The 25,338-nt window shown below is 68.8% G+C and carries 23 protein-coding genes and 1 tRNA gene; 15 read left to right on the top strand and 9 right to left on the bottom strand.

Features of this window, described 5'->3' with window-relative positions; all coding sequences use genetic code 11:
• The first annotated feature begins 20 nt into the window (after window positions 1-20).
• The 11 genes from mraY to AC3A6X_RS13020 all read left to right on the top strand — a co-directional run bounded on the left by mraY (window position 21) and on the right by AC3A6X_RS13020 (window position 12,550).
• Window positions 21-1,199: a phospho-N-acetylmuramoyl-pentapeptide-transferase gene (gene mraY / locus AC3A6X_RS13070; protein ID WP_309970912.1), complete on the top strand. Its 1,179-nt coding sequence runs from the start codon at window positions 21-23 to the stop codon at window positions 1,197-1,199.
• A gap of 5 nt (window positions 1,200-1,204) precedes the next feature.
• Window positions 1,205-2,980, top strand: coding sequence for a UDP-N-acetylmuramoyl-L-alanine--D-glutamate ligase (murD, locus tag AC3A6X_RS13065; RefSeq protein ID WP_487842570.1), 1,776 nt, complete (start codon window positions 1,205-1,207; stop codon window positions 2,978-2,980).
• Window positions 2,981-3,041: 61 nt separating this feature from the next.
• On the top strand, window positions 3,042-4,340 hold the full coding sequence (gene ftsW, locus AC3A6X_RS13060) for a putative lipid II flippase FtsW (RefSeq protein WP_487842569.1): 1,299 nt from the start codon (window positions 3,042-3,044) through the stop codon (window positions 4,338-4,340).
• A gap of 76 nt (window positions 4,341-4,416) precedes the next feature.
• Window positions 4,417-5,481, top strand: a complete 1,065-nt coding sequence (murG, locus tag AC3A6X_RS13055) for an undecaprenyldiphospho-muramoylpentapeptide beta-N-acetylglucosaminyltransferase (RefSeq protein ID WP_487842568.1) — start codon at window positions 4,417-4,419, stop codon at window positions 5,479-5,481.
• Entirely contained in the window at window positions 5,478-6,911 is a 1,434-nt protein-coding gene (gene murC / locus AC3A6X_RS13050) for a UDP-N-acetylmuramate--L-alanine ligase (RefSeq protein ID WP_106558534.1), read from the top strand. Before murG ends, murC begins: the two co-directional genes overlap by 4 nt.
• A complete protein-coding gene (locus AC3A6X_RS13045) occupies window positions 6,908-7,867 on the top strand; it encodes a D-alanine--D-alanine ligase (protein WP_487842567.1) in 960 nt (319 codons plus the stop codon). Before murC ends, AC3A6X_RS13045 begins: the two co-directional genes overlap by 4 nt.
• A gap of 91 nt (window positions 7,868-7,958) precedes the next feature.
• Entirely contained in the window at window positions 7,959-8,750 is a 792-nt protein-coding gene (locus AC3A6X_RS13040) for a cell division protein FtsQ/DivIB (RefSeq protein ID WP_487842566.1), read from the top strand.
• Window positions 8,751-8,766: 16 nt separating this feature from the next.
• Entirely contained in the window at window positions 8,767-9,996 is a 1,230-nt protein-coding gene (ftsA, locus tag AC3A6X_RS13035; protein ID WP_162578612.1) for a cell division protein FtsA, read from the top strand.
• A 157-nt stretch (window positions 9,997-10,153) separates the two neighbouring features.
• Window positions 10,154-11,359, top strand: coding sequence for a cell division protein FtsZ (gene ftsZ, locus AC3A6X_RS13030; RefSeq protein ID WP_106558530.1), 1,206 nt, complete (start codon window positions 10,154-10,156; stop codon window positions 11,357-11,359).
• Between the two features lie 79 nt (window positions 11,360-11,438).
• Complete coding sequence (gene lpxC, locus AC3A6X_RS13025) at window positions 11,439-12,362, top strand: UDP-3-O-acyl-N-acetylglucosamine deacetylase (protein ID WP_487842565.1); 924 nt, start codon at window positions 11,439-11,441, stop codon at window positions 12,360-12,362.
• Between the two features lie 11 nt (window positions 12,363-12,373).
• Entirely contained in the window at window positions 12,374-12,550 is a 177-nt protein-coding gene (locus tag AC3A6X_RS13020) for a hypothetical protein (protein WP_436823614.1), read from the top strand.
• Here the strand turns inward: AC3A6X_RS13020 and ruvC are convergent.
• From ruvC to AC3A6X_RS13005, 3 genes are all read right to left on the bottom strand, one after another.
• Window positions 12,547-13,095: a crossover junction endodeoxyribonuclease RuvC gene (gene ruvC / locus AC3A6X_RS13015; protein WP_487842564.1), complete on the bottom strand. Its 549-nt coding sequence runs from the start codon at window positions 13,093-13,095 to the stop codon at window positions 12,547-12,549. The two genes, AC3A6X_RS13020 and ruvC, sit on opposite strands and share 4 nt — an antisense overlap.
• 13 nt (window positions 13,096-13,108) lie before the next feature.
• Window positions 13,109-14,179 (bottom strand): phosphatidate cytidylyltransferase, encoded by a 1,071-nt coding sequence (locus AC3A6X_RS13010; RefSeq protein WP_487842563.1) that lies wholly within the window; start codon window positions 14,177-14,179, stop codon window positions 13,109-13,111.
• Between the two features lie 270 nt (window positions 14,180-14,449).
• Window positions 14,450-15,229: a lysophospholipid acyltransferase family protein gene (locus AC3A6X_RS13005; RefSeq protein ID WP_487842562.1), complete on the bottom strand. Its 780-nt coding sequence runs from the start codon at window positions 15,227-15,229 to the stop codon at window positions 14,450-14,452.
• A 91-nt stretch (window positions 15,230-15,320) separates the two neighbouring features.
• On the opposite strand from AC3A6X_RS13005, the gene AC3A6X_RS13000 reads away from it, so the two are divergent.
• Window positions 15,321-15,396, top strand: a tRNA-Gly gene (locus tag AC3A6X_RS13000).
• 38 nt (window positions 15,397-15,434) lie between these two features.
• Here AC3A6X_RS13000 and mtgA read toward each other — a convergent pair.
• The 5 genes from mtgA to AC3A6X_RS12975 all read right to left on the bottom strand — a co-directional run bounded on the left by mtgA (window position 15,435) and on the right by AC3A6X_RS12975 (window position 20,747).
• Window positions 15,435-16,184, bottom strand: a complete 750-nt coding sequence (gene mtgA, locus AC3A6X_RS12995; RefSeq protein ID WP_487842561.1) for a monofunctional biosynthetic peptidoglycan transglycosylase — start codon at window positions 16,182-16,184, stop codon at window positions 15,435-15,437.
• Entirely contained in the window at window positions 16,181-17,023 is an 843-nt protein-coding gene (aroE, locus tag AC3A6X_RS12990; protein WP_487842560.1) for a shikimate dehydrogenase, read from the bottom strand. Before aroE ends, mtgA begins: the two co-directional genes overlap by 4 nt.
• Window positions 17,024-17,033: 10 nt before the next feature.
• Window positions 17,034-17,900 (bottom strand): energy transducer TonB, encoded by an 867-nt coding sequence (locus AC3A6X_RS12985; protein ID WP_487842559.1) that lies wholly within the window; start codon window positions 17,898-17,900, stop codon window positions 17,034-17,036.
• Between the two features lie 91 nt (window positions 17,901-17,991).
• Entirely contained in the window at window positions 17,992-20,052 is a 2,061-nt protein-coding gene (locus AC3A6X_RS12980; RefSeq protein ID WP_487842558.1) for a ribonuclease catalytic domain-containing protein, read from the bottom strand.
• 98 nt (window positions 20,053-20,150) lie between these two features.
• Window positions 20,151-20,747: a YqiA/YcfP family alpha/beta fold hydrolase gene (locus AC3A6X_RS12975; protein ID WP_487842557.1), complete on the bottom strand. Its 597-nt coding sequence runs from the start codon at window positions 20,745-20,747 to the stop codon at window positions 20,151-20,153.
• Between the two features lie 88 nt (window positions 20,748-20,835).
• On the opposite strand from AC3A6X_RS12975, the gene rodA reads away from it, so the two are divergent.
• From rodA to AC3A6X_RS12960, 3 genes are all read left to right on the top strand, one after another.
• Entirely contained in the window at window positions 20,836-21,993 is a 1,158-nt protein-coding gene (gene rodA, locus AC3A6X_RS12970) for a rod shape-determining protein RodA (RefSeq protein ID WP_487842556.1), read from the top strand.
• A 33-nt stretch (window positions 21,994-22,026) separates the two neighbouring features.
• Window positions 22,027-23,487 carry a metalloprotease TldD gene (gene tldD, locus AC3A6X_RS12965; RefSeq protein WP_106554933.1) on the top strand — a complete coding sequence of 487 codons (1,461 nt, stop codon included), beginning with the start codon at window positions 22,027-22,029 and terminating at the stop codon, window positions 23,485-23,487.
• Between the two features lie 216 nt (window positions 23,488-23,703).
• On the top strand, window positions 23,704-24,822 hold the full coding sequence (locus tag AC3A6X_RS12960; RefSeq protein WP_487842555.1) for a 3-deoxy-7-phosphoheptulonate synthase: 1,119 nt from the start codon (window positions 23,704-23,706) through the stop codon (window positions 24,820-24,822).
• A gap of 12 nt (window positions 24,823-24,834) precedes the next feature.
• On the opposite strand, the gene AC3A6X_RS12955 is transcribed toward AC3A6X_RS12960, so the two are convergent.
• A complete protein-coding gene (locus AC3A6X_RS12955; RefSeq protein ID WP_487842554.1) occupies window positions 24,835-25,335 on the bottom strand; it encodes a cupin domain-containing protein in 501 nt (166 codons plus the stop codon).
• Window positions 25,336-25,338: the final 3 nt, after the last annotated feature.

Genomic DNA, 25,338 nt, shown 5'->3' with positions numbered 1-25,338 from the left:
GCGCCGCGCACGTTCGCATCATGCTGATGAGTCTTGCCCAATGGCTGCAGACGCTCTCGCCGGAGCTGGGCTTCCTGCGCATCTTCCAGTACCTCACCTTCCGCGCGCTGATGGCGGCGCTGAGTGCGCTGCTGCTCGGCCTGGGCGCCGGACCCTACGTGATCCGCCGCCTGGCCGCGCTCAAGATCGGCCAGCCGGTGCGCGGCTACGCCATGGAGACGCACCTGAGCAAGAGCGGCACGCCCACCATGGGCGGCGTGCTGGTGCTGTTCTCGATCGCCTTCGCGACCTTGCTGTGGTTCGACCTGTCGAACCGCTTCGTCTGGATCGTGCTGTGGGTCACGCTGGGCTTCGGCGCCATCGGCTGGGTCGACGACTGGCGCAAAGTCGTGAGAAAAGACCCCGAGGGCATGCGCTCGCGCGAGAAGTACATCTGGCAGTCGGTCGTCGGCCTGGTCGCGGGTTTCTACCTGCTCTTCAGCATCTCCGAGAGCTCCAACTGGCGCGTGCTCGAGCTGTTCTACACCTGGGTGGGCTCGGGCTTCGACCTGGACTTTCCGCCCAAGATCAACCTGCTGGTGCCCTTCTTCAAGGAAGTGAGCTATCCGCTGGGCGGCATCGGCTTCGTGATCCTGACCTACCTGGTGATCGTGGGCGCCAGCAACGCGGTGAACCTGACCGACGGCCTCGACGGCCTGGCGATCATGCCGGTGGTAATGGTGGGTTCGGCGCTGGGCGTGTTCGCCTACGTCACCGGCAGCGCGGTCTATTCGCGCTACCTGCTGTTCCCGCACATCCCGGGCTCGGGCGAGCTGCTGGTGTTCTGCTCGGCGATGGCCGGCGCGGGCCTGGCCTTCCTCTGGTTCAACACCCATCCGGCGCAGGTCTTCATGGGCGACGTCGGCGCGCTCGCGCTGGGCGGCGCGCTCGGCACCATCGCGGTCATCGTGCGCCAGGAGATCGTGTTCTTCGTCATGGGCGGCATCTTCGTGGTCGAGGCGATCTCGGTGATGGCGCAGGTGACCTACTTCAAGTACACCAAGAAGCGCTTCGGCGAAGGGCGGCGCGTGCTCAAGATGGCGCCGCTGCACCACCACTTCGAGAAGAGCGGCTGGCGCGAGACGCAGGTCGTGGTGCGCTTCTGGATCATCACCATGCTGCTGTGCCTGGTGGGCCTGTCGACCTTGAAGCTGCGGTGACATCCATGCGGCATCTCCAAGACCAACACGTGCTGATCCTGGGCCTGGGCGCCTCGGGCCTGGCGATGGCGCGCTGGTGCGCTCGCCATGGAGCAAAGCTCACAGTGGCCGACACCCGCGAGGCGCCACCGCAGCTCGAAGCCCTGCGTGCCGAGCTGCCCGATGCGGTCTTCGTCGGCGGCCCGTTCTCCGCCGCGCTGGTCGAAGGCACGGCGGTGCGCGCGGTGTATCGCTCGCCGGGCTTGTCGCCGGCTTCGGTGGCGGTGGTGGTCGACGCCGCCAAGGCCGTGGGCTTGCCGGTGGGTGGCGAGCTGGACCTCTTCGCGCGCGCGCTGGCGGACCTTCGCGTGGTCGAGCGTGCAGAGGAAGCTGCACCGCCGTCCGAGCCGGAGGCGCAGCTGACGCCGGAGGCGCTGCAGCCTGCCGATGTGCCGGAAGTGCTGGAAGCCCAGCAGCCCGAGGAAACGCTGGCCGCCAACGAGCCGCAACTGGCCCCCCTGCCGGAATCCGCAGCGGTCGAAGACGACGACGACGCCGAGGCCCCGCCGCCTCCGCCCGTGCCCGTTCCGCCGGCGCCCAAGGGCTACCGGCCCGCCGTGCTGGCCGTGACCGGCACCAACGGCAAGACCACCGTCACCGCGCTGACCGGCCAGCTGGTCGCGCGCGCCGGCAAGACGGTGGCGGTGGCCGGCAACATCGGCCCAACACTGCTGGACACGCTCGCCGCGCACATCGATGCCGGCACGCTGCCCGAGGTGTGGGTGCTCGAGCTCTCCAGCTTCCAGCTCGACGGCGTGCAGGGCTTCGAGCCGACCGCCGCGACCGTGCTGAACGTGACGCAGGACCACCTCGACTGGCACGGCGACATGGCCGCCTATGCCGCTGCCAAGGCGCGCATCTTCGGCACGAAAAGCGTCATGGTGCTCAACCGCGAGGACGAGGCGGTCATGGCGATGAAGCCTTCGCCCGTCAAGCTGGCCAAGGGCCAGTCGCCCCGCTCGGTCCTGACCTTCGGCGCCGCCATGCCCCTGCGACCGGGCGACTACGGCATCGAGCGCGTCCACGGCATGGCCTGGCTGGTGCGCGCCCTGGAAGCCGACGAGACGCAAAAGCGCAAGCGCGGCGCCGCGGTCGAGGAGGAAGAGATCCACATCCAGCGCCTGATGCCCGCCGATGCCCTGCGCATCCGCGGCCGGCACAACGCGCTCAATGCACTGGCGGCGCTTGCGCTCGCCACCGCCGCGGGCTGCCAGCTCGGGCCCATGCTCTACGGCCTGCGCGAATACCGCGGCGAGTCGCACCGCGTGGAGCCGGTCACCATCGTGGACGAGGTCGAGTTCTTCGACGACAGCAAGGGCACGAACGTCGGCGCGACCGTCGCGGCCCTGAGCGGCCTCGGCGAGGAGCGCCGCGTGGTCGTGATCCTCGGCGGCGAAGGCAAGGGGCAGGACTTCGCGCCGCTGGCGGCACCCGTGCGCCAGTACGCGCGCGCCGTGGTGCTGATCGGCCGCGACGCACCGCTGATCGAGGCCGCGCTCGCCTCCACCGGCGTGCCGCTGCTGCACGCCGCCTCGATGGAAGAGGCGGTGAAGGCCGCGGCCGGCCGCGCCCGTCCCGGCGATGCGGTGCTGCTGTCGCCGGCCTGCGCCAGCTTCGACATGTTCAAGGACTACGCGCACCGCGCCGCCGTGTTCTGCGAGGCCGTGCAGGACTGGGCCGAGTCGCCGCGCGACGCGGGCATCGACGGTGGCGTGCCGTCGGGCGGGGAGAGCGACAGATGAGCCCCCGCACGGCCGCTCCGAAGGGGGCTCGCACCGCAGCGCGTAGCGCGGAGGTCGCCTTATGAGCGCGAACGCCGCCGCCGCCACGCCGAACAAGAGCCCCCGCTTCTGGGAGGGCTGGTTCAACAGCGCCAAGACCAGCATGGACGCCTTGCCCATGCACCTGCCGGTGCGCCTGGGCAATGCCGGCATGACGCAGACCAAGGCCGCGCCGGTGCGCGTGTTGGGCTTCGACCAGGCGCTTGCGTGGGTCACGGTCGCCCTGCTGGCCTGGGGGCTGGTGATGGTCTATTCGGCCTCGATCGCGCTGCCCGACAACCCGCGCTTCTCGCGCGCCGGCTACAGCGCCAGCTACTTCCTCACGCGGCACGTCGCCTCGATCGTGATCGCCTTCGTGGCCGCGCTGCTGGCCTTCCAGGTGCCGATGCGCACCTGGGAGCGCGCCGCGCCCTGGCTCTTCGTGGCCTCGCTGCTGCTGCTGGTCGCGGTGCTGATTCCGCACATCGGCATCAACGTCAACGGCGCGCGCCGCTGGCTGCCAATGGGCTTCATGCGCTTCCAGCCCTCGGAGCTGGCCAAGCTCGCGATGATCCTCTACGCCGCCAGCTACATGGTGCGCAAGATGGAGATCAAGGAGCGCTTCTTCCGCGCCGTGCTGCCGATGGGCGTGGCGGTGGTGGTGGTCGGCATGCTGGTGATGGCCGAGCCCGACATGGGCGCCTTCATGGTGATCGCGGTGATCGCGATGGGCATCCTGTTCCTGGGCGGCGTCAACGCGCGCATGTTCTTCCTGATCGCGGCGCTGGTGGTGGTGGCCTTCGGCACCATCGTGGCCTCCAGCCCGTGGCGGCGCGAGCGCATCTTCGCCTACCTCGACCCGTGGAGCGAGGAGCATGCGCTGGGCAAGGGCTACCAGCTCTCGCATTCGCTGATCGCCATCGGCCGCGGCGAGATCTTCGGCGTCGGCCTGGGCGGCAGCGTCGAAAAGCTGCACTGGCTGCCCGAAGCCCACACCGACTTCCTGATGGCGGTGATCGGCGAGGAGTTCGGCCTCGTCGGCGTGCTGCTGGCCATCGGCCTGTTCCTCTGGCTCACCCGCCGCATCATGCACATCGGCCGCCAGGCGATCGCGCTGGACCGCGTGTTCGCCGGCCTGGTGGCGCAGGGCGTGGGCATCTGGATCGGCTTCCAGGCCTTCATCAACATGGGCGTGAACCTGGGGGCGCTGCCGACCAAGGGGCTGACCCTGCCGCTGATGAGCTTCGGCGGCTCGGCCATCCTGATGAACGTGATCGCGCTGGCGATCGTGCTGCGCATCGACTACGAAAACAGAGTTCTCATGCGCGGAGGCCGCGTATGAGAACTCTGTTTCGCCAAAACCGGGTCAGCGCGAAGCGCTGCGGCGCGGCAGCGCCGCTCATGCGCGGAGGCCGCGTATGAGCAGCAGGACCGCACTCGTCATGGCCGGCGGCACGGGCGGCCACATCTTCCCGGGCCTCGCCGTGGCCGAAGCCCTGCGCGAGCGCGGCTGGCGCGTGCACTGGCTGGGCGCGCCCGGCAGCATGGAAGAAAAGCTGGTGCCGCCGCGCGGCTTCGCCTTCGAACCCGTGCAGTTCGGCGGCGTGCGCGGCAAGGGCCCGCTCACGCTGGCCCTGCTGCCCATGCGCCTCCTGCGCGCCTTCTGGCAGAGCCTGTCCGTGGTGCGCCGCGTGCGGCCCGACGTGGTGCTGGGCCTGGGCGGCTACATCACCTTCCCCGGCGGCATGATGAGCGTGCTGCTGAACAAGCCGCTGGTGCTGCACGAGCAGAACTCGGTGGCCGGGCTCGCCAACAAGATCCTGGCCGGCGTCGCCGACCGCGTCTTCACCGCCTTCCCGAACGTGATGAAGAAGGCGCAATGGGTCGGCAATCCGCTGCGCGCGGCCTTCGTGTCGCAGCCCGACCCGGCCACGCGCTTCGCCGGCCGCAGCGGCCCGCTCAAGCTGCTGGTGGTGGGCGGCAGCCTGGGCGCGAAGGCGCTCAACGCCGTGGTGCCGAAGGCGCTGGCCCGCATCGCGCCCGAGCAGCGTCCGAGCGTCTTGCACCAGAGCGGCGCCAAGCAGATCGACGAGCTGCGCTCCAACTACGCCGCTGCCGGCGTCGAGGGCGAGCTCACCCCTTTCATCGAAGACACCGCAAGTGCCTATGCCGACGCCGACCTGATCGTCGCGCGTGCCGGTGCGAGCACCGTCACCGAGATCGCGGCCGTCGGCGCGGCTGCGCTGTTCGTGCCTTTCCCTTCCGCCGTGGACGACCACCAGACCACCAACGCCCGCTTCCTCGTCGACGCGGGCGGGGGCTGGCTCGTTCAACAAACCGAATTGACTCCCGAATTGCTGGCCGATTTGCTACAGAAAACCGGGCGCCCCGCGCTCATGGAACGTGCCGTGAAGGCCAAGACGATGCAGAAGACAGAGGCGGTCGACGTCCTGGTCCGCGCGTGCGAGGAGCTTGCAAAATGAAGCACGCAATCCGCCATATTCACTTCGTCGGCGTGGGCGGCTCCGGCATGAGCGGCATCGCCGAGGTGCTGCTCAACCTGGGCTACAAGATCACCGGCTCCGACCTGGCCGACAGCGCCACGCTCAAGCGGCTCGCGGGCCTGGGCATCGGCACCTTCGTCGGCCACGACGCGGCCCACATCGCGGGCGCCGACGCGGTCGTCACCTCCACCGCCGTGCAGGGCGACAATCCCGAGGTGGTGGCGGCGCGCGAGAAGCGCATCCCCGTGGTGCCGCGCGCGCTGATGCTGGCCGAGTTGATGCGGCTCAAGCAGGGCGTCGCCATCGCCGGCACGCACGGCAAGACCACCACCACGAGCCTGGTGGCCAGCGTGCTCGCCGCCGCCGGGCTGGACCCGACCTTCGTCATCGGAGGCCGGCTCAACAGCGCCGGTGCCAATGCGCAGCTGGGCAGCGGCGACTACATCGTGGTGGAGGCCGACGAATCGGACGCCTCCTTCCTGAACCTGCTGCCGGTCATGGCCGTGGTCACGAACATCGACGCCGACCACATGGAGACCTACGGGCACGACTTCGCGAAGCTGAAGAAGGCCTTCGTCGATTTCCTGCACCGCATGCCCTTCTACGGCGTGGCGATCCTGTGCACCGACGATCCGGCGGTGCGCGAGATCGTGACCGAGGTCTCGTGCCCGGTCACCAGCTACGGCTTCGGCGAGGACGCGCAGGTGCGCGCCGTGAACGTGCGCGCGGTCGGCCAGCAGATGCACTTCACCGCGCAGCGGCGCAACGGCGTCACCTTGCCCGACCTGGACATCGTGCTCAACCTGCCGGGCGAGCACAACGTGCGCAACGCGCTGGCGGTGATCGCGGTGGCGGTCGAGCTCAACGTGCCCGACGAGGCGGTGCAGCGCGGCCTGGCCGACTTCAAGGGCGTGGGCCGGCGCTTCCAGCGCTACGGCGATGTCAAGCTGCGTGGCGCCCTCGGTCTGGGCAGCTTCACGCTGATCGACGACTACGGCCACCACCCGGTCGAGATGGCGGCCACCATCGCCGCCGCGCGCGGTGCCTTCCCGGGCCGGCGCCTGGTGCTGGCCTTTCAGCCGCACCGCTACACCCGCACGCGCGACTGCTTCGAGGACTTCGTCAAGGTCATCGGTGGCGCCGATGCGGTGCTGCTCGGCGAGGTCTACGCCGCGGGGGAGGCGCCCATCGTGGCGGCCGACGGCCGCTCGCTGGCGCGGGCGATCCGCGTTGCGGGCAAGGTCGAGCCGGTCTTCGTCGACGACATCGCCGGCATGCCGCAGGCGATCCTGGACAACGCGCACGACGGCGATGTCGTGATCTGCATGGGCGCGGGCTCCATCGGCGCCGTGCCGGCCAAGGTGGTCGAGCAGGGCGGTTCGGTTTCTTCTTCAGGGAGGTCCTTGTGAATCCGCAAGACTTCGGCAAGGTCGCGGTGCTGTTCGGCGGCACCTCGGCCGAGCGAGAGATTTCCATCATGTCGGGCACCGGCGTGCTCGAGGCGCTGCGCTCGCGCGGCGTCGATGCGCATGCCTTCGACCCGGCCGAGCGCGAGCTGGTCGAGCTCAAGCACGAGGGCTTCGCGCGCTGCTTCGTGGTGCTGCACGGCCGCCACGGCGAGGACGGCACGGTGCAGGGCGCGCTGGAGCTGCTGGGCATCCCCTACACCGGCTCCGGCGTCATGGCCTCGGCCGTGGCCATGGACAAGGTCATGACCAAGCGCATCTGGCAGGCCGACGGTCTGCCGACGCCGCGCTATGCGCGCCTGGCCTTCGACCAGCAGAGCCGCGAGCAGATCATGGCTGTGCCCGACGTGCTGGGCCTGCCGCTGATCGTCAAGCCGCCGCGCGAGGGCTCCTCCATCGGCGTGACCAAGGTCATGGGCTATTCCGAGATGCAGGATGCCGTGACGCTGGCCGTCGGCTACGACACCGACGTGCTGTGCGAGGAGTTCATCGAGGGCGAGGAAGTCACCTGCGCCGTGCTGGGCAACGGCCTGAACGCGCAGGCGCTGCCGGTGGTGCGCATCGCCGCGCCAGAGGGCGCCTACGACTACCAGAACAAGTACTTCACCGACGACGTGAAGTACCACTGCCCGAGTGGCCTGCCCGAGGCCGAGGAGCAGGAGATCCGGCGTATCTCGCTGGCGGCCTACCACCAGCTCGGCTGCCGCGGCTGGGGCCGTGCCGACCTGATGATCCGCGCCAGCGACCGCAGGCCTTTCCTGCTGGAGATGAACACCTCGCCGGGCATGACCAGCCATTCGCTGGTTCCGATGTCGGCGCGCGCTGCAGGCATCTCCTACGAGGATTTGTGCCTGCGGGTGCTGGCCTCCGCCACGCTCGATTCAAGGGCGGAGGTCTGATGAGCACCGCCCGGCCGCCCGAAGGTGCTCGCCCCCTCGCTTGCGAGGGGGGTGGCGGAGCCGCGCAGCGGCGCAGCCTGGGGGAGATCTGATGTCCCACAGCATCCCCGTGCCCTTCGACGTCAAGCTCATGAACGTGACCGCGACCCTGGTGTACGCGTTGTTCGCGCTCGTGCTGCTGGCGGCGGGTGCCTGGTGGGTGCTGCGCCAGCCCTTCTTCCCGCTCGCCGGCATCAAGGTGGACGGCGAGGTCACGCACAACAACGCGGTCACGCTGCGCGCCAACGTCGCGCCGCAGCTGGCCGGCAACTTCTTCACCGTCGACCTGGCGAAGGCGCGCGCGGCCTTCGAATCCGTGCCCTGGGTGCGCAAGGCGGTGGTGCGGCGCGAATTCCCCAACAAGCTGCGCGCGACGCTGACCGAGCATGTGCCGGTGGCGCACTGGGGTGAGGAGGCCGATTCGCGGCTGATCAACGGCTTCGGCGAGGTCTTCGACGCCAACGTCGCGGAGGTGGACGACGATCTGCCGCGCCTTGGCGGCCCGCCCGAGCAGGCCGGCCAGGTGCTGGGCATGTACCGCGTGCTGCAGCCGCTGTTCTCGCCCTACGAACTGGCGATCGATCAACTGAAGCTGTCGAGCCGCGGCAGCTGGAGCGTGGTGCTGGACAGCGGGGCGGTGCTCGAGCTGGGCCGCGGGCGCAGCGAGGAAGTGGCGGCCCGCACGCAGCGCTTCCTGGTCACGGTGGCGCCGGTCGCCAAACAGTACGGGCGCAGCGTCTCCGCCGTCGAAGGCGCCGACCTGCGGCACAACGAAGGCTATGCACTGCGGTTGCGCGGCGTCACCACGGTCACGACAGAGCCGCCACCGCCCAGGAAGAAATAGAGAGCAGAGGAAATTCATGTCCAAGGAATACAAAGACCTGGTCGTCGGACTCGACATCGGCACCGCCAAGGTGATGGCGGTGGTGGCCGAGGTCCTGCCCACCGGCGAGCTCAAGCTGGCGGGGCTGGGCATCGCGCCCAGCAACGGGCTCAAGCGCGGCGTGGTGGTGAACATCGACGCCACGGTGCAGAGCATCCAGCAGGCGCTCAAGGAAGCGGAGCTGATGGCCGACTGCAAGATCAGCCGCGTCTACACCGGCATCACGGGCAGCCACATCCGCGGCATCAATTCGAGCGGCATGGTGGCGGTCAAGGACAAGGAAGTCACGCAGGCCGACGTGGCGCGCGTGGTGGAGACCGCGCGCGCGATCAACATCTCCAGCGACCAGCGCCTGCTGCTGGTGGAGCCGCAGGAGTTCGTGATCGACGGCCAGGACGTGAAGGAGCCGATCGGCATGAGCGGCATGCGGCTCGAGGCCAAGGTGCACATCGTCACCGGCGCCCAGAGCGCGGCCGAGAACATCATCAAGTGCGTGCGCCGCTGCGGGCTGGAAGTCGACCAGCTGATGCTCAACCCGCTGGCCTCCAGCCAGGCGGTGCTGACCGAGGACGAGCGCGAGCTGGGCGTGGTGCTGGTGGACATCGGCGCCGGCACCACCGACGTGGCCATCTTCACCAACGGCGCGATCCGCCACACCGCGGTGATCCCGATCGCCGGCGACCTGATCACCAGCGACATCGCGATGGCGCTGCGCACGCCCACCAAGGACGCCGAGGACATCAAGGTCGAGAACGGCTATGCCAAGCAGCTGCTGGCCGATCCCGAGACGCAGGTCGAGGTGCCCGGGCTCGGCGACCGCGGGCCGCGCATGCTCAGCAAGCAGGCCCTGGCCGGCGTGATCGAGCCGCGGGTGGAAGAGATCTTCTCGCTGGTGCAGCAGGTGGTGCGCGAGTCGGGCTACGAGGAGGTGCTGTCTTCCGGCGTGGTGCTGACCGGCGGCAGCGCGGTGATGCCGGGCATGGTCGAACTGGGCGAGGACATCTTCCTCAAGCCGGTGCGCCGCGGCATCCCCAAGTATTCGAGCGCGCTGTCGGATATGGTCGCGCAGCCGCGCGCCGCCACCGTGATGGGCCTGCTGGAGGAGGCGCGCTATGCACGGCTGCGCGGCTTCAAGGTCGCCCAGAAGAACGGCTCTGTAAAGACCGCCTTCGGCCGCTTCAAGGACTTCATCGTGGGGAACTTCTGACGATGGACAGCACACCACTTTGGCTCGTGCGGGGAAGTCCCCCTCGGCATTTCAACGAGCGATGGCGGCGCACCGGACCGCCGCAGGAGGGCAGACGGTGACCCTCAAAACAACACATTCGTACAAACAAGGCAACTGCAAATTCAAGGAGTCAGAAATGGCCATCGAAATGATCGAAATCGAAGAGTTCAACCAAGGCACCCAGATCAAGGTGATCGGCGTGGGCGGCGGCGGCGGCAACGCGGTCTCGCACATGATCGAGCGTCGCGTGCAGGGCGTCGAGTTCATCTGCGCGAACACCGATGCGCAGGCGCTCCAGCGCAGCAACGCGCACAAGACCATCCAGCTCGGCACCAACGGCCTGGGCGCCGGAAGCAAGCCCGAGAAGGGCCGTGACGCGGCGGAAGCGGCGGTCGACGACATCCGCGGCGCGATCAACGGCGCCCACATGCTGTTCATCACGGCCGGCATGGGCGGCGGCACCGGCACCGGCGCGGCGCCGGTGATCGCGCGCGTGGCCAAGGAGATGGGCATCCTCACGGTGGGTGTGGTGACCAAGCCCTTCGACTGGGAAGGCGGCCGCCGCATGACCAATGCCGACGCCGGCCTGACCGAGCTGGAGGCGAACGTCGACTCGCTGATCGTGGTGCTCAACGAGAAGCTGCTCGACGTGCTGGGCGAGGACGTCACCCAGGACGAGGCCTTCGCGCATGCCAACGACGTGCTGAAGAACGCCGTGGGCGGGATCTCGGAGATCATCAACGAGTACGGCGGCGTGAACGTCGACTTCGAGGACGTGCGCACCGTGATGGGCGAGCCGGGCAAAGCCATGATGGGCACCGCCGCGGCCTCGGGCCCCGACCGCGCGCGCATCGCAGCGGAGCAGGCGGTTGCCTGCCCGCTGCTCGAAGGCATCGACCTCTCGGGTGCCAAGGGCGTGCTGGTGCTGGTGACGGCATCGAAGAACTCGCTGAAGCTGAGCGAATCGAAGCTGGCCATGACCACCATCCGCGCCTTCGCGGCGGAAGACGCGCACGTGATCTACGGTGCCGCCTACGACGACAGCCTGGGCGACGAGATGCGCGTGACCGTGGTCGCCACCGGCCTGTCGCGCCAGGACGCGCGCCGCCAGGCGCCGACGCTGGAGGTGATCCGCACCGGCACCGACAACATCCCGTTCGGCGTGCCGACGCTCGGCGGCACCGTGCAGGGCCACCCCAGCCAGCCCAACTACGACGGCATGGCCGTGCCCAGCGTCTGGCGCACCAACCGCACCATGGCCGCGGCCAAGGTGGACGCGCTGTCGACGGGCGGGATGGACGACATCGAGATCCCGGCCTTCCTGCGCAGGCAGGCAGACTGATCGGCCCGACATGGTGGCTATTGCGGAGATAGCGAGGCGCACGGCGCGCCGGATGCCTCGCGCTCCTAAAATCGCTGCCGTGCTCCAACAACGAACCCTGAAATCCATCACCCGCGCCGTCGGCGTGGGGCTGCACAGCGGCCAGCGCGTCGAGCTGACGCTCCGGCCGGCGCCCATCGATGCCGGCATCGTGTTCCGCCGGGTCGACCTGCCCGAGCCGGTGGAAATCCCCATGCGTGCCGAGGCCGTGACCGACACGCGGCTGGCCTCCACCGTGTCCACCAACGGCGCCAAGGTGCAGACCGTCGAGCACCTGATGTCGGCCTGCGCGGGCCTGGGCATCGACAACCTGCAGATCGACATCACGGCCGACGAGGTGCCGATCCTCGACGGTTCCGCCTCGTCCTTCGTGTTTCTGCTGCAGAGCGCGGGCATCGTGCTGCAGGATGCGCCGCGCCGCTTCATCCGCGTCACCCGGCCGGTCGAGGTGCGCGAAGGCGAGGGCCACGACCTCAAGTGGGCGCGCCTCGTGCCCTACCACGGCTACAAGCTGAGCTTCGAGATCGACTTCGACCACCGCGTGGTCAACGCCAGCGGCCAGCGCTTCGAGTTCGACCTGGGCTCGGGCTCCTACAGCCGCGACATCGCGCGCGCGCGCACCTTCGGCTTCACCAAGGAGGTCGAGTACATGCGCTCCAAGGGCCTGGCGCTGGGCGGCGGCCTCGACAACGCGATCGTGATGGACGACACCAAGGTGCTCAATGCCGGCGGGCTGCGCTACGACGACGAGTTCGTCAAGCACAAGATCCTCGATGCCATGGGCGACCTGTACGTCATCGGGCGCCCGCTGCTCGCGGCCTACAGCGCCTTCCGCTCGGGCCATGGGCTCAACAACAGGCTGTTGCGCGAGCTGCTGGCCCAGAAGGACGCCTACGAGATCGTCAGCTTCGATGATCAGCGGCAGGCACCGGCCGGCTTCGCCGAAGTCGCGCGGGCCTGGTAGGCAAACGCCTGATGCTGCTGTTCCGCTGGGCCATCCTGCTGCTTCTGCTGGTGGCCGGCGTTTCCTTCGCGTTCTATGCCGGGACCGGGCAGCCCAAGTACAAGCGCTTCGGCTGGATCGTGCTCAAGTGGACGCTGCTGGCGGCCTTCGGGTTCTTTGCGGTGCTGATCGCCGAGCGGGCGCTCTAGCGCGTCCGCCCCTTCCGATACATCCCGCTGGTGCTGCGCGCCAGCACCGCCGCCTGCCCGAGCCGCGCCATCGAACTGCCCACATGCGCATGGGTGATCGCGATGCCCAGTGCGTCGGCCGCATCGCTGCCGGGCATGCCGGGCAGCTGCAGCAGGCGCCGCACCATCTCCTGCACCTGCGCCTTGGCGGCGCGGCCGTGGCCGGCGACGGCCTGCTTCATCTGCAGGGCGGTGTACTCGGCGACGGGCAGGGCGTTCGTCACCAGCGCCGCGAGGCAGGCGCCGCGCGCCTGGCCAAGCAGCAGGGTGGATTGCGGGTTGACGTTCACGAACACGATCTCCACCGCCGCTGCGTCGGGCTTGTAACGGGCCACGATCTCGCCGATGCCGTCGAAAAGCACCTTGAGCCGCGCCGGCAGCTCGCCCTGCGACACGCTGCGGGTGCTGATGGTGCCGCTGGCGACGTAGCGCAGCGCATGGCCGTCCATGTCCACCAGGCCGAAGCCGGTGGTCTGCAGGCCGGGGTCGATGCCGAGGATGCGCATGCCGGGCCGCGCCTCAGGCACCGAAGTACCAGCGCACCGAATGGAAGAACACCGGGGCCGCGAAGCACAGTGCGTCGACGCGGTCCAGCAAGCCGTTGGCCCCGGTCACGCCCACGCCGCGCCGGCCCCAGTTGGGAATGCCGCGGTCGCGCTTGAGCGCCTTCATCACCAGGTGACCCATCGAGCCGGCCACGCAGGCGAGCAGGGAGACGGCCAGCGCCTGGCTGAAGCGGAAGGGCGTGATGAAGGAGAACAGCGCGCCCACCACGCTGGCGATCGCCATGCCGATGGCCCAGCTGCGCCAGTTGAAGCTGCGGCTCACGTGCGGCGCGGCAGGCGCGTCCCTGAAGAGCCAGTCGCCGACGCGCTTCAGGCGGCCGCCGGATGCTTCGGCGTCTTCCGCGGCCGCTTCTTCGCCGGGCAAGGTGCTGCGTCGCGCAATCAGGTGCTGCACCAGCACGCAGGTCTGCACGACGAAGACCAGGAAGAACACGAGAAAGGCGCTCTTGCCCTCGTAGCCGGGGAAGGTGAGCAGCAGCAGCGCCGGCACATGGCTCATGCCGTAGACGCAGACCATGATGCCCCACTGCAGCTTGGCGTTGCGTTCGAGGAAATGGCTGGGATCGTCGGCCAGCGCGCTCACCACCGGGATGGCGAGGAAGACGTAGACCGGGATGAACACGGTGAAGAGGTCGAAGCGCGCCGTCGCCACCAGCCAGAACTGGATCGGCAGCACCACGAAGAAGGCCAGGATCAGGCTGCGGTGGTCGCCGCGCCGCGTCGGCGACAGCGTGATGAACTCGCGCAGCGTGAAGAAGGAGATCAGCGCGAACAGCACGGTGGCCACCGTCTCGCCCAGCGCCCAGCCGATCCAGAAGATCACCGCCATGAACCAGGTGGTGCCCAGCAGCCGGCGGAAATGCGCCAGCTCGCGCTGCCAGCGCTCGTCGTGCCGTGGGTTGCGGCGCTCGCGAAAGCTCAGCAGGAAGGCCACGATGCTCACGACGACGAGCAGGCCGAAGACGATGAAGAACAGGGCCGCGACCTGGTGCGTGGGAGAGAGCTGGCGGAGGTATTCGTTCATTCAGGGCCTGCCAACACATGAATCACCCCCGCGCCGGGGCGGCAAGGGGCGCAGGGCTAGGCGTGGGCCGCAGCCCAGGCTGGCCGCCGCCTGGGCAAGGACCGCAACGACGCCCTGCGCCCCTTGCCGCCCCGGCCCTTCGGGTGAGGCCCCAGAGAGGGCCCACTCGTCGTTGCCAATGCTCGCTGGGCCACCAGCCCAGCTGCGCTTGGCGCCTAGATTGGGCCCTCTCTGGGGCCCCACGCGGGGGTGATTCATGTGTGGCAGGCCCTACACATACCGCAATGCGATGACGCACTCGCGCGCGCGGTCGAGGAAGGGGCGCCGCTCCTCGCTCTCCTCGAGGCGGATCGGCTCGCCGAACGTGACCGAGCAGAGGATCGGCACCGGCACGACCTCGCCCTTGGGCATCACCCGCTGCACGTTGTCGATCCAGGCCGGCACCAGCACGGCCTCGGGGAACATCTGCGCCAGCGTGTAGAGGCCCGACTTGAATTTCTGCGGCTCGCCGGTGTTCCCGCGCGTGCCCTCGGGAAAGATGATGATCGAGTCGCCGCTCTGCAGCGCCTCGATCAGCGGCTGCAGCGGCAGCAGCGCTTCGGCGCTGCCCGGCTGTGGCGTGGGTGGCGCATCGGCCGGTGGCGATGCCGGCAGCGGCTCGCCCTGCATGGCGTCGACCGGCTCAGGCGCCAAGACCGGCATCGCTTCCTCGAACACGGGCTCGATGCGCTCGCGGGGCGCGGCCGGCGCAGATACAGGCGCAGGCGCGCTGCCGCTGCGCTCCACGTAGATCGCATTGAACACCTCGGTGGTGATCCAGCGCTTGAACGGCGTCGTGGCCCAGTAGTCGCGCGCCGCGATCGGCCGCGTGATGCTGCGCAGCTCCTCGGGCAGCGCGGCCCAGATCATCACCAGGTCCAGGTGGCTCTGGTGGTTGGCGAAGTAGATGCGCTGCTCGGCCTTGGGCGGGCAGCCCCACCAGCGCGCCTGGGCACCGGTGAGGAGCCGGATCAGGCCCAGCAGCACCCACCCCGTGAACTTTGCAAGCATGGCGGCGATGATACGGGCGGCGCATGCAGGTTTTTCTCCTGCGGCGGCCGAAGAGGGCTCGCGAATCCGTTATGATTCGGACCCTTCAAACGCGGGAATAGCTCAGTTGGTAGAGCGCAACCTTGCCAAGGTTGAGGTCGAGAGTTCGAGACTCTTTTCCCGCTCCAAATCCCTCTCTCTTCGATGCGCGCGCTGCCCCTGCAGATCAGGGCAGCTCGGCCGATGGCATGCGCGCCACGATCGTGGCCGTGCGGCCCGCGAGGTAGGCCGACCCGGACCTCCGCTCGAAGAACTTCGGGCTCGGCAGCATCACCGCCAGCCGAGCCGCTTCGTGCGCGCCGAGCCGCGAAGCCGGCTTCTTGAAGTAGTGCTGCGCGGCCGCCTCTGCGCCGAAGATGCCTTCCCCCCACTCCACGCTGTTGAGGTAGATCTCGAGGATGCGCCCCTTGTCCAGCAGCAGCTCCAATGCGACCGAAAGCAGCAGCTCCTGACCCTTGCGCAGCAGCGTGCGCTCGCCCGACAGCAGCAGGTTCTTCGCCAGCTGCTGGGTGATGGTCGAGCCGCCGCGTAACTGGATCGGGCGCGGCTCCTTGCCGCGCGCGCGCATCTGCGCTGCGCGCCGGGCCGCGATCTGCTCCGCCCTCGCATTGCGCTGGCGCGCGCGCTCGACGGCCTCCCACTCGACGCCGTTGTGATAGATGAATTCGCTGTCCTCGCTCGCGATCACCGCGCGCTTCAGGCTGTCCGCGATCTGCGAATAAGGCACCCATTCCTGCTTCCAGGCGCGCTCGCCGTTGCTGCGCCCCTCGGTCGCGAGCTGCCAGGCTTCGGAACGCTGGAAGGCGGTGGACTGCGGATCGATCACCGCCATCGCGGCGATGCGGCCGATGAAGAAGACTTCGAGCGCCACTGCCGCGAACAGCAGGCACAGCACCCAGCGCAGGATGGCCTTCACTTGCCGTCGACCACCGCGCGCAGCTCGGCCAGAACCTGCCCCGAAGGCGGCCGTACGCCGCGCCAGAGCGCGAAGGATTCGGCCGCCTGTTCGACCAGCATGCCCAGTCCGTCGCGCGGCATGGCGCCGTGTTCGCGGGCCCAGTGCATGAAGCCCGCGGCGGCCGGTCCGTACATCATGTCGACGGCCAGCGCGCCGCGCTTGAGCACGCGGACCGCCACCGGCACCTCGCCGCCGGCGAGGCTGGAGGCAGTGCCGTTCACCACCACATCGAACTCGCCGGGCACCGACTGCAGTTCGTGCGCCTCCAGCGCAATGCCATGCTGCAGCGCCAGCGCCGCATGGCGCCGCACCAGGTCGATGGCCTTGGCCAGCGTGCGGTTGGCCACCACCACGCGGCGCGGGCCGGCTTCCAGCAGCGGGCCCAGCACGCCGGCCGCGGCGCCGCCGGCACCCAGCAAGAGGAGCTCGCTGCCCGCCAGCGGCACGCCGGCGTGCTGCGTGATGTCGGCGACGAGGCCGGCGCCGTCGGTGTTGTCGCCGTGGATGCCGTCCTCGTCGAAGCGCAGCGTGTTGACCGCGCGCGCCAGCATGGCTCGTGGGCTCAGGTGCTGGGCCAGCGCCGCGGCCTCGAACTTGAAGGGCACGGTGACGTTGCAGCCGCGCGCCGTGCCGCTCGTCTCGGCACGAAAGGCGGCCACCGCGGCCTCGAAGCCGTCCAGCGGCACCAGGCGGCGGCCGTAGTCCAGCACCTGGCCGGTGAGCTCGCCGAAGCGCGCATGAATCCAGGGCGAGCGGCTGTGCTCGACCGGATTGCCCATCACGCAATAGAGGTCCATGGCGTCCGGCTTACTGTTTGGACGACGACGAGGAAACCTGCGTCTCGAGCGTCTCGTCGCGGGTGAACTTGAAGCGCGAGGGCAGCACGATCTGGTCGGTCTGCCGCCGCATCGCGTCGGTGAACTTGCCGAAGTTGCCGATGCTGCGCACGATGGCCTGCGCACGCCGGTCCAGGGTCGCGTTGCCCGAGCCCTCGACGACCTCGGTGCCGAGGATCGAGCCGTCGAAGTTGACGGTCACCAGCATCGTGAGCTCGCCGTAGAGCTTCTTGCCCGAGAGCTCGGGGAAGTTCTCGGTGCCTCGCGCCTCGATCTTGCGGCGCAGCGTATCGACGTAGACGGCGTAGGTGGCCTCGCGCGTGGCCGGGCTGAGGTAGCGCTTCTTGGGCCGCGCGTTCTCTTCGTTCACCCGGCGCTCGATCTCGGCCAGCATCTCGATCAGCTGGCGGCGTCTTTCCTCGCGCGCCGCGGCCTCGCTGGGGTTGCCCTGGTGGCGCGGATCGGGCCGCGGCATCGCGGCGAGCTGCTGCTTGATCTGCGCCAGCAGCAGCATCTGCTGGGCCTGCATGGCCTCGACCTGGCGCTGGGCGTCTTCCATCGAGTCGCCGATGGTGGTGAAGGTGGAGGGCGGCAGCGGGCTGGTGGCGCGGCCGCGCTCGAGGTCGCCGCCGCCGGCCAGCGAGCTCTGGGCGATGGCCTGGGCCTTCTCGGGCCGCTCGTTGGTCTTGGCGTTGACCAGGATGACTTCGAGCGGCGTCTCGGTGAAGACCCGGTTGAAGGATTCGGGGTCGGCAAAGCGGAACGCGAGCAGCAGGGCATGCGCGGCGACCGAGATGCCGAGCGCGATTTGCAGGCTGCTCAGGTCGCGCAGGTTCACGGGGTGACCTCCCCCAGGCTCGTCACTTCGTGTACTTCGCGCACCCCCTCCTGAAGGAGGGGGCGAGCACCTTCGGGCGGCCGTGCGGTGCTCATGCTGGGATCTTCTCCGGTGGCGCCGCCTCGTCGCTGTCGGCCAGGTCCACCGCAATGGCGATCGGCCCGGCGACTTCCTCTTCCTCGCCTTCGTCTTCCACAGCCGCCTCGGCCGGCGCCGTGTCGAGGCGCTCGATGACGGTGCCGTGCACGTCGAGCGCGATCTCGTCGACCTCGCCGAGCTTGACGCGCACACGTGCCCCGCGCGCGAGGCCTTGCGTGCCCGTGACCTGGAATACCAGCGGCAGCGTGTCGGCGCGCGCGAGGGCGCCGTTGGGCACGTCCTTGATCAGCGTCGCCTCGAGCTCGGTGATGTTTTCCTGCTCCAGGTACTTGAGCGTCCAGAAGCGCTCCATGCCGCCCTGGTGGGCGTTGTAGGCGGCATAGGCGGCATCGAAGCCCGAGAGGATGGAGAACAGGTCGGCGTCCTTCGGCTTGAAGGGCGCCGCCAGCGCGGCGGTCTTGCCGTGGCGCGCGGCCGCGATGATCTGCCACTGGTTCACCAGGTCGGTGTAGCGGCGCAGCGGCGAAGTGCTCCAGGCATAGCTCTTCACGCCCAGGCCGGCATGCGGCAGGGCGCGGGTCCCCATGCGCACCTTGATGCCCGGCGCCAGGCTGGCCTGGCTGCGGTAGAGCGCGGGCACGCCGAGCTCGCCGAGCCAGCCGCCCCAGCTGCTGTTGGCCAGGATCATCGCCTCCGACACGATCAGGTCCAGCGGCGCACCGCGCTGGCGGGTCGTGATCTGCACCCGCTCGCCGCCGGTGGGTTCGCCCTGGGCGTCGGGCAGGCGGAAGTTGTAGTCGGGCCGGTTGAAGCTCTCGGGCTTGCCGCGCACCACTTCGCGTTGCGCCTTCAGCTGCTTGGCGAGGCGGAACAGGAAGGACAGCGGCTCGCGCAGCCGCTTGGCGACCTCGGGCGTGCCGGCGTTGTCGACCGTGGCGTCCTCGAGCCAGGCCTGCGTGATGAAGCCGTCGAGCTGGTCGTGGCGCAGGTTGGCGACGATGGGCACGCGCTCGAGGCGGGTCTCGGTGGTCTTCAGCGCCAGCGTCGCCTCGTCGAAGTCGGCGTAGAGCGAGACGGCCGGGCAGTCGCGCCCTTCCTGCAAGGTGTAGGTCTCGACCACCTCGTCGGGCAGCATGGTGATCTTGTGGCCCGGCATGTAGACGGTGGACATGCGCGCGCGCGCGACCTGGTCGATCGGGCCGCCCGGCGCCAGCGCCAGGCCCGGCGCGGCGATGTGGATGCCGACGCGCACCGTGCCGCTGCGAAGGCCGGTGACCGAGAGCGCGTCGTCGATCTCGGTGGTTTGCGAATCGTCGACCGAAAAGGCCTGCACCTCGGCCAGCGGCAGTTCGTCGGCGATGGGCGGGGCCTTGAGCGCCGGGAAGCCGGTGCCCTTGGGGAAATTCTCGAACAGGAAACGCCGCCAGTGGAACTGGTAGGGCGAGTCGATCGCGCCCGCCTGCTGCAGCAAGTCGAGGGGCGGGCGCTGCGTGGCGCGCGCGGCCTCGACCACGGCCTTGTACTCGGGCGCGTTCTTGTCGGGCTTGAAGAGGATCTTGTAGAGCTGCTCGCGCACCGGCGCCGGGCACTCGCCGGCGCCGAGTTGCGCGGCCCATTCGGTGATCTGGGCCTGCACCTGCTTCTTCTTCTCGATGGCGGCCAGCGCCTGCTGCACGATCTCGGCCGGCGCCTTCTTGAAGCGGCCCTTGCCGGCGCGGCGGAAGTAGTGCGGTGCCTCGAACAGCGCCAGCAGCGAGGCGGCCTGCTGGGCCAGCGTGGGCTGGGCCTGGAAGTAGTCCGCGGCCAGCTCGATAAAGGCGAATTCCCCCTCGGGCGCGAATTCCCAGGCCAGGTCGAGGTCCATGCCGGCGGCGAGGGCGCGCGCCTCGTCCAGCAACTGGGCCGGCGCCGGCTTCTCGAAGCGCAGCACGATGTTGGCGGCCTTGACCTTGACCCGCTTGCCGGAATCGAGCTCGACCTGCGCCGAGGCCTCCGCCTCCGACAGCACGCGTCCGCCCAGGTACTTGCCGGCTTCTTCGAACAAAACAAACATGGGGCGGATTGTCCCATGCGCCGCCGCGTGGGCAGGGCGCATTGGAGTGCCTTCGCCTTCAGCTGTGGTGCGAGCGCCTTCGGGCGGCCGGGCGGCGCTCACGCGGGGTCGATGAAGGCCATCACCTCGTCCAGGTGGTGGCGCTCGAAATCGGACAGGGCGTGGTCGCTGCCTTCCAGCAGCTTGATGCGGCTTTGGGGGTAGCGGGCCGACATCTCGCGCCAGTCCAGCAGCTCGTCGCCCTTGGCGATGACGGCGAAGACGCGTTCCGGCCGCGCCAGCGGGCCCACGTCGAGGGCGCGCAACTCGTCGATGTACTCGGGCCGGAAATGGAAGTGCTCGGCCGGATCGTGCCAGGAGGTCTGCTCGCCGATGTACTTCGCGAGGTCGCGCGCCGGGTGGACGGCCGGGTTCAGCAGCACGGCGCGGCAACGGGTCATGCCGGCGACGTAGGTGGCATAGAAGCCGCCCAGCGAGGAGCCGACCACCGCCATCGTGTCGCGCGGCCACTGCGCGATGCCGCGCATGACGAGCTCGATCGCTTCGTGCGGCGAGGGCGGCAGTTGCGGGCACCACCAATGCAGCTGCGGATGCCGCTCCCGGACGCGCTGTGCCACCTGCCGGGCCTTGGTCGATTGCGGCGAAGAACGGAAGCCGTGGAGGTACAGCAGGTGGGTGGTGGGCGCGGAAGTCATGCCTTTGTCTTAAATCGAGGACGGACCGATGCTCGGCGATTGTCCGTGAAGCTGGAGGATTGCGGCCGCGGGCGGATAATCCGCGCCCATGTCCGCCGCCGTGTTCCACCAGCCGTCCCTCGCGCGTCGCATCGCGCCCGTGTTCCAGGGCTTCGACGGCTTTCTCGCCTTCGCCGTGCTGCTGCTGGCCTGCGCCGGGCTGCTGACCATGTACTCGTCGGGCTACGACCACGGCACGCGCTTCATGGACCACGGCCGCAACATGCTGCTGGCCGGCTTCATCATGTTCGTGGTGGCGCAGGTGCCGCCGCAGCGGCTGATGTTCTTCGCCGTGCCGGTCTATGTGCTGGGCGTGTCGCTGCTGGTGGCAGTGATGCTGTTCGGCATCACGAAGAAGGGCGCGACGCGCTGGATCAACGTGGGCGTGGTGATCCAGCCGAGCGAGATCCTGAAGATCGCCATGCCGCTGATGCTGGCCTGGTGGTTCCAGCGCCGGGAAGGCCAGCTGCGCACCCTCGACTACGTGGTGGCGACGGTGCTGCTGGCGGTGCCGGTCGGGCTGATCATGAAGCAGCCCGACCTGGGCACCGCACTGCTGGTGCTGGCGGCCGGTCTGTCGGTGATCTTCTTCGCCGGCCTGTCGTGGAAGCTGATCGTGCCGCCCGTCATCATCGGGCTGATCGCGGTGTCGCTGATCGTGGGCTTCGAGTCGCAGCTCTGCGCCGACGGCCTCGACTGGCGAATCCTGCACGACTACCAGAAGCAGCGCATCTGCACGCTGCTCGACCCGACCAAGGACCCGCTGGGCAAGGGCTTCCACATCATCCAGGGCATGATCGCCATTGGCTCCGGCGGGGTCGGCGGCAAGGGCTTCATGCAGGGTACGCAGACGCACCTGGAGTTCATTCCCGAGCGCACCACCGACTTCATCTTCGCCGCCTACTCCGAGGAGTTCGGCCTGGCCGGGAATCTGGCGCTGATCGCCGGCTTCATCTTCCTGATCTTCCGCGGCCTGGCGATCGCGCTGGACGCGCCCACGCTGTTCTCGCGCCTGCTGGCCGGTGCGGTGACCATGATCTTCTTCACCTATGCCTTCGTGAACATGGGCATGGTCAGCGGCATCCTGCCGGTGGTGGGGGTGCCCTTGCCCTTCATCAGCTATGGGGGCACCGCGATGGTGACGCTGGGGCTGGGGCTGGGCATCCTGATGTCGATTGCTCGCGCCAAGCGACTGATGCAAAGCTGAGCGCCATCCGGGGGGCGAGCCTAGAATCCTCCGATGATTTCCCGCGAACCCACCCTCGAGCGCCTCGCCACGGCGCAGCAGCTCCTGCTCACGCCCTTCGGCCTGGACGAATCGCACCTGCTGCGCGCCCTGGCGGAGATCACCGCCCACAAGGTGGACGACGCCGACCTCTACTTCCAGTACACCCGCAGCGAGGGCTGGAGCCTGGAGGAGGGCATCGTCAAGACCGGCAGCTTCAGCATCGACCAGGGCGTGGGCGTGCGCGCGGTCAGCGGCGAGAAGACGGCCTTCGCCTATTCGGACGACATTTCCGAGGCATCGCTCCTCGATGCGGCGCGCACCGTCCGCACCATTTCCGCCGCGGGACGCAACGGCCGGGTCAAGGCGCCGACGCGCAAGGTCGCGACCAGCCGCACGCTCTACGGTGGTGTGGACCCGATCTCGACGCTCGACAGCGCCGCCAAGGTCGAGCTGCTGGGCAAGGTCGAGAAGCTCGCGCGCTCGCGCGATCCGCGGGTCGCCCAGGTGATGGCCGGGCTGGCGAGCGAATACGACGTGGTGCTGGTGGCGCGCGCCGACGGCACCCTGGCCGCCGACGTGCGGCCGCTGGTGCGCTTGTCGGTCACGGTGATCGCGGAGCAGAACGGACGGCGCGAGGTGGGCTCGGGCGGCGGCGGCGGGCGCTTCGGCCTCGCCTACTTCGACGAGGCGCGCATTGCCGAATTCGTCGACCAGGCGGTCAAGCAGGCGCTCGTCAACCTCGATTCGCGGCCGGCGCCCGCGGGCGAGATGACTGTGGTGCTGGGCCCGGGCTGGCCCGGCATCCTGCTGCACGAGGCCATCGGCCACGGGCTGGAGGGCGACTTCAACCGCAAGGGGTCGAGCGCCTTCTCGGGCCGCATCGGCGAACGCGTGGCCGCCAAGGGCGTGACGGTGCTGGACGATGGCACCATCGCCGACCGCCGCGGCTCGCTCAATGTCGACGACGAGGGCAACGCCACCCAGCGCAACGTGCTCATCGAGGACGGCATCCTCAAGGGCTACATCCAGGACTCGCTCAATGCGCGGCTGATGAAGGTCAAGCCCACCGGCAACGGCCGCCGCGAGAGCTATGCGCACGTGCCGATGCCGCGCATGACCAACACCTACATGCTGGGCGGCGACAAGGTGCCCGCGGAGATCGTGGCCAGCATCAAGAAGGGCCTCTACGCCACCAACTTCGGCGGCGGCCAGGTCGACATCACCAGCGGCAAGTTCGTGTTCTCGGCCAGCGAGGCCTACTGGGTGGAAAACGGCAAGATCCAGTACCCCGTGAAGGGCGCGACCCTGGTCGGCAACGGCCCCGATGCGCTGACGCGTGTCACCATGATCGGCAACGACATGGCGCTCGATTCGGGCGTGGGCACCTGCGGCAAGGAGGGCCAGAGCGTGCCGGTCGGCGTGGGCCAGCCCACGTTGCGTATCGATGGCTTGACTGTCGGCGGCACGGCCTGAGGCCTTCGCGCAGCGGCTGCCTCGTTTTCCTGTGCTACATTCGGCCCCTATGTCTTCGCGCGTCGCGTTTTTCTTTTCGTACTTTTGGTTCCCGGACTCCGGCGGACGAGAGGCGAGCGCGTAAAGCACACTGAACCCCTCCCAAAACCGCCGGCGCCTCGAGCCCCGGCGGTTTTTTTATGCCCCGATGATTCACATCCCTTGAAGGAACGACCCATGAGCACGAGCAATCTCCCCGCCACCGAGAACTGGTATGCGAGCGTCGAAAAAACCAGCCGAACCGACGACGAACGCATCAAGGACATCACCGTGCTCCCGCCTCCCGAACATCTGATCCGCTTCTTCCCGATTCGCGGCACGCCGGTCGAGACGCTCATCACCGGCACCCGCCAGGCCATCCACAACATCATGAGCGGCAAGGACGATCGCCTGCTGGTGGTGATGGGCCCCTGCTCGATCCACGACCCGGTCGCCGCGCTCGAGTACGCCCGGCGCCTGAAGGCCGAGCGCGAGAAGTACGCCGGTACGCTGGAGATCGTGATGCGCGTCTACTTCGAGAAGCCGCGCACCACGGTGGGCTGGAAGGGGCTGATCAACGACCCCTACCTCGACGAGAGCTTCCGCATCGACGAAGGGCTGCGCATCGCGCGCCAGCTGCTGATCGAGATCAACCGCCTCGGGCTGCCGGCCGGCAGCGAATTCCTCGACGTGATCTCGCCGCAGTACATCGGCGACCTGATCTCCTGGGGCGCGATTGGTGCGCGCACCACCGAGAGCCAGGTGCATCGCGAGCTGGCCTCGGGCCTGTCGGCGCCGATCGGCTTCAAGAACGGCACCGACGGCAACATCCGCATCGCCACCGATGCGATCCAGGCGGCCGCGCGCGGCCATCACTTCCTTTCGGTGCACAAGAACGGCCAGGTCGCCATCGTGCAGACCAACGGCAACAAGGACTGCCACGTGATCCTGCGCGGCGGCAAGGCTCCCAACTACGACGCCGCCAGCGTGGCCGCCGCCTGCAAGGACCTGGAGGCCGCCAAGCTGCCGCCGACGCTGATGGTGGACTGCAGCCATGCCAACAGCAGCAAGCAGCACCAGAAACAGGTCGACGTGGCGAAGGACATCGCCGCTCAGATCGCGCACGGCAGCCGCAGCATCTTCGGCTTGATGGTCGAGAGCCACCTCACTGCCGGTGCCCAGAAATTCAGCGCCGGCAAGGACAGCGTCGCCAACCTCGAATACGGCAAGAGCATCACCGATGCCTGCCTGGGCTGGGACGATTCGACGCACGTGCTGGAGCTGCTGTCGCAGGCGGTCAAGGCGCGCCGGGGCTGAGGCCCGGTCAGATCAGATCAGCTCGACCAGCGCAGGCCAGTGGTGGCGCAGCAGCGCCGCTTCTTCGCCGTCAGGCTGCATGAAGGCGAAATCATTGAAGTCAAAGCCGGGGCCGACGGTGCAATGCACCAGCGTGTAGTCGGCGCTGTCGGGCGTCAGCAGCGGTTTCGCTGCCTGCCAGCGACCAGCTGTCACGGTGTGCTGCGGATGCGTGCCATGCACGTCGACCGGTCCCAGCCGGATATGTGCAGGCGGCGTGCGCAGCGCAGCATCGCTGGTCCAGAGCGAGAGCGGGGCACCTTCGAGGTAAACCCAGACTTCGTCGGAGAGCACCCGGTGCCAGCGTGAATACTGGCCGGCCTGCAGCAGGAAATAGATGGTCGTGAGCGCCTGGCGCACCGGCCGGCCATCGTCCGGCGACACCTGCGCCTCGGAGCGGAACAGCTCGCGGTACCAGCCGCCCTCGGGATGGGGCGCCAGCTTCAGCGTGTCGATGAGCTGCTGTGCGCGCATCCG

Source organism: Variovorax sp. Soil_C_12, assembly GCF_057657375.1.
This window is presented reverse-complemented; position numbering and strand designations above follow the sequence as displayed.

Excerpts from the sequence above, each read along its gene's own strand:
- AC3A6X_RS12975 (WP_487842557.1), bottom strand. The coding sequence starts at position 20,747 with ATGACTTCCGCGCCCACCACCCACCTGCTGTACCTCCACGGCTTCCGT.
- ftsA (WP_162578612.1), top strand. The coding sequence starts at position 8,767 with ATGTCCAAGGAATACAAAGACCTGGTCGTCGGACTCGACATCGGCACC.
- tldD (WP_106554933.1), top strand. The coding sequence starts at position 22,027 with ATGATTTCCCGCGAACCCACCCTCGAGCGCCTCGCCACGGCGCAGCAG.
- ftsZ (WP_106558530.1), top strand. The coding sequence starts at position 10,154 with ATGGCCATCGAAATGATCGAAATCGAAGAGTTCAACCAAGGCACCCAG.
- murC (WP_106558534.1), top strand. The coding sequence starts at position 5,478 with ATGAAGCACGCAATCCGCCATATTCACTTCGTCGGCGTGGGCGGCTCC.
- murD (WP_487842570.1), top strand. The coding sequence starts at position 1,205 with ATGCGGCATCTCCAAGACCAACACGTGCTGATCCTGGGCCTGGGCGCC.
- AC3A6X_RS13005 (WP_487842562.1), bottom strand. The coding sequence starts at position 15,229 with ATGCTTGCAAAGTTCACGGGGTGGGTGCTGCTGGGCCTGATCCGGCTC.
- AC3A6X_RS13020 (WP_436823614.1), top strand. The coding sequence starts at position 12,374 with ATGCTGCTGTTCCGCTGGGCCATCCTGCTGCTTCTGCTGGTGGCCGGC.
- ruvC (WP_487842564.1), bottom strand. The coding sequence starts at position 13,095 with ATGCGCATCCTCGGCATCGACCCCGGCCTGCAGACCACCGGCTTCGGC.
- AC3A6X_RS12980 (WP_487842558.1), bottom strand. The coding sequence starts at position 20,052 with ATGTTTGTTTTGTTCGAAGAAGCCGGCAAGTACCTGGGCGGACGCGTG.
- AC3A6X_RS12955 (WP_487842554.1), bottom strand. The coding sequence starts at position 25,335 with ATGCGCGCACAGCAGCTCATCGACACGCTGAAGCTGGCGCCCCATCCC.
- murG (WP_487842568.1), top strand. The coding sequence starts at position 4,417 with ATGAGCAGCAGGACCGCACTCGTCATGGCCGGCGGCACGGGCGGCCAC.
- AC3A6X_RS13010 (WP_487842563.1), bottom strand. The coding sequence starts at position 14,179 with ATGAACGAATACCTCCGCCAGCTCTCTCCCACGCACCAGGTCGCGGCC.
- AC3A6X_RS12960 (WP_487842555.1), top strand. The coding sequence starts at position 23,704 with ATGAGCACGAGCAATCTCCCCGCCACCGAGAACTGGTATGCGAGCGTC.
- rodA (WP_487842556.1), top strand. The coding sequence starts at position 20,836 with ATGTCCGCCGCCGTGTTCCACCAGCCGTCCCTCGCGCGTCGCATCGCG.
- AC3A6X_RS13040 (WP_487842566.1), top strand. The coding sequence starts at position 7,959 with ATGTCCCACAGCATCCCCGTGCCCTTCGACGTCAAGCTCATGAACGTG.
- mraY (WP_309970912.1), top strand. The coding sequence starts at position 21 with ATGCTGATGAGTCTTGCCCAATGGCTGCAGACGCTCTCGCCGGAGCTG.
- aroE (WP_487842560.1), bottom strand. The coding sequence starts at position 17,023 with ATGGACCTCTATTGCGTGATGGGCAATCCGGTCGAGCACAGCCGCTCG.
- ftsW (WP_487842569.1), top strand. The coding sequence starts at position 3,042 with ATGAGCGCGAACGCCGCCGCCGCCACGCCGAACAAGAGCCCCCGCTTC.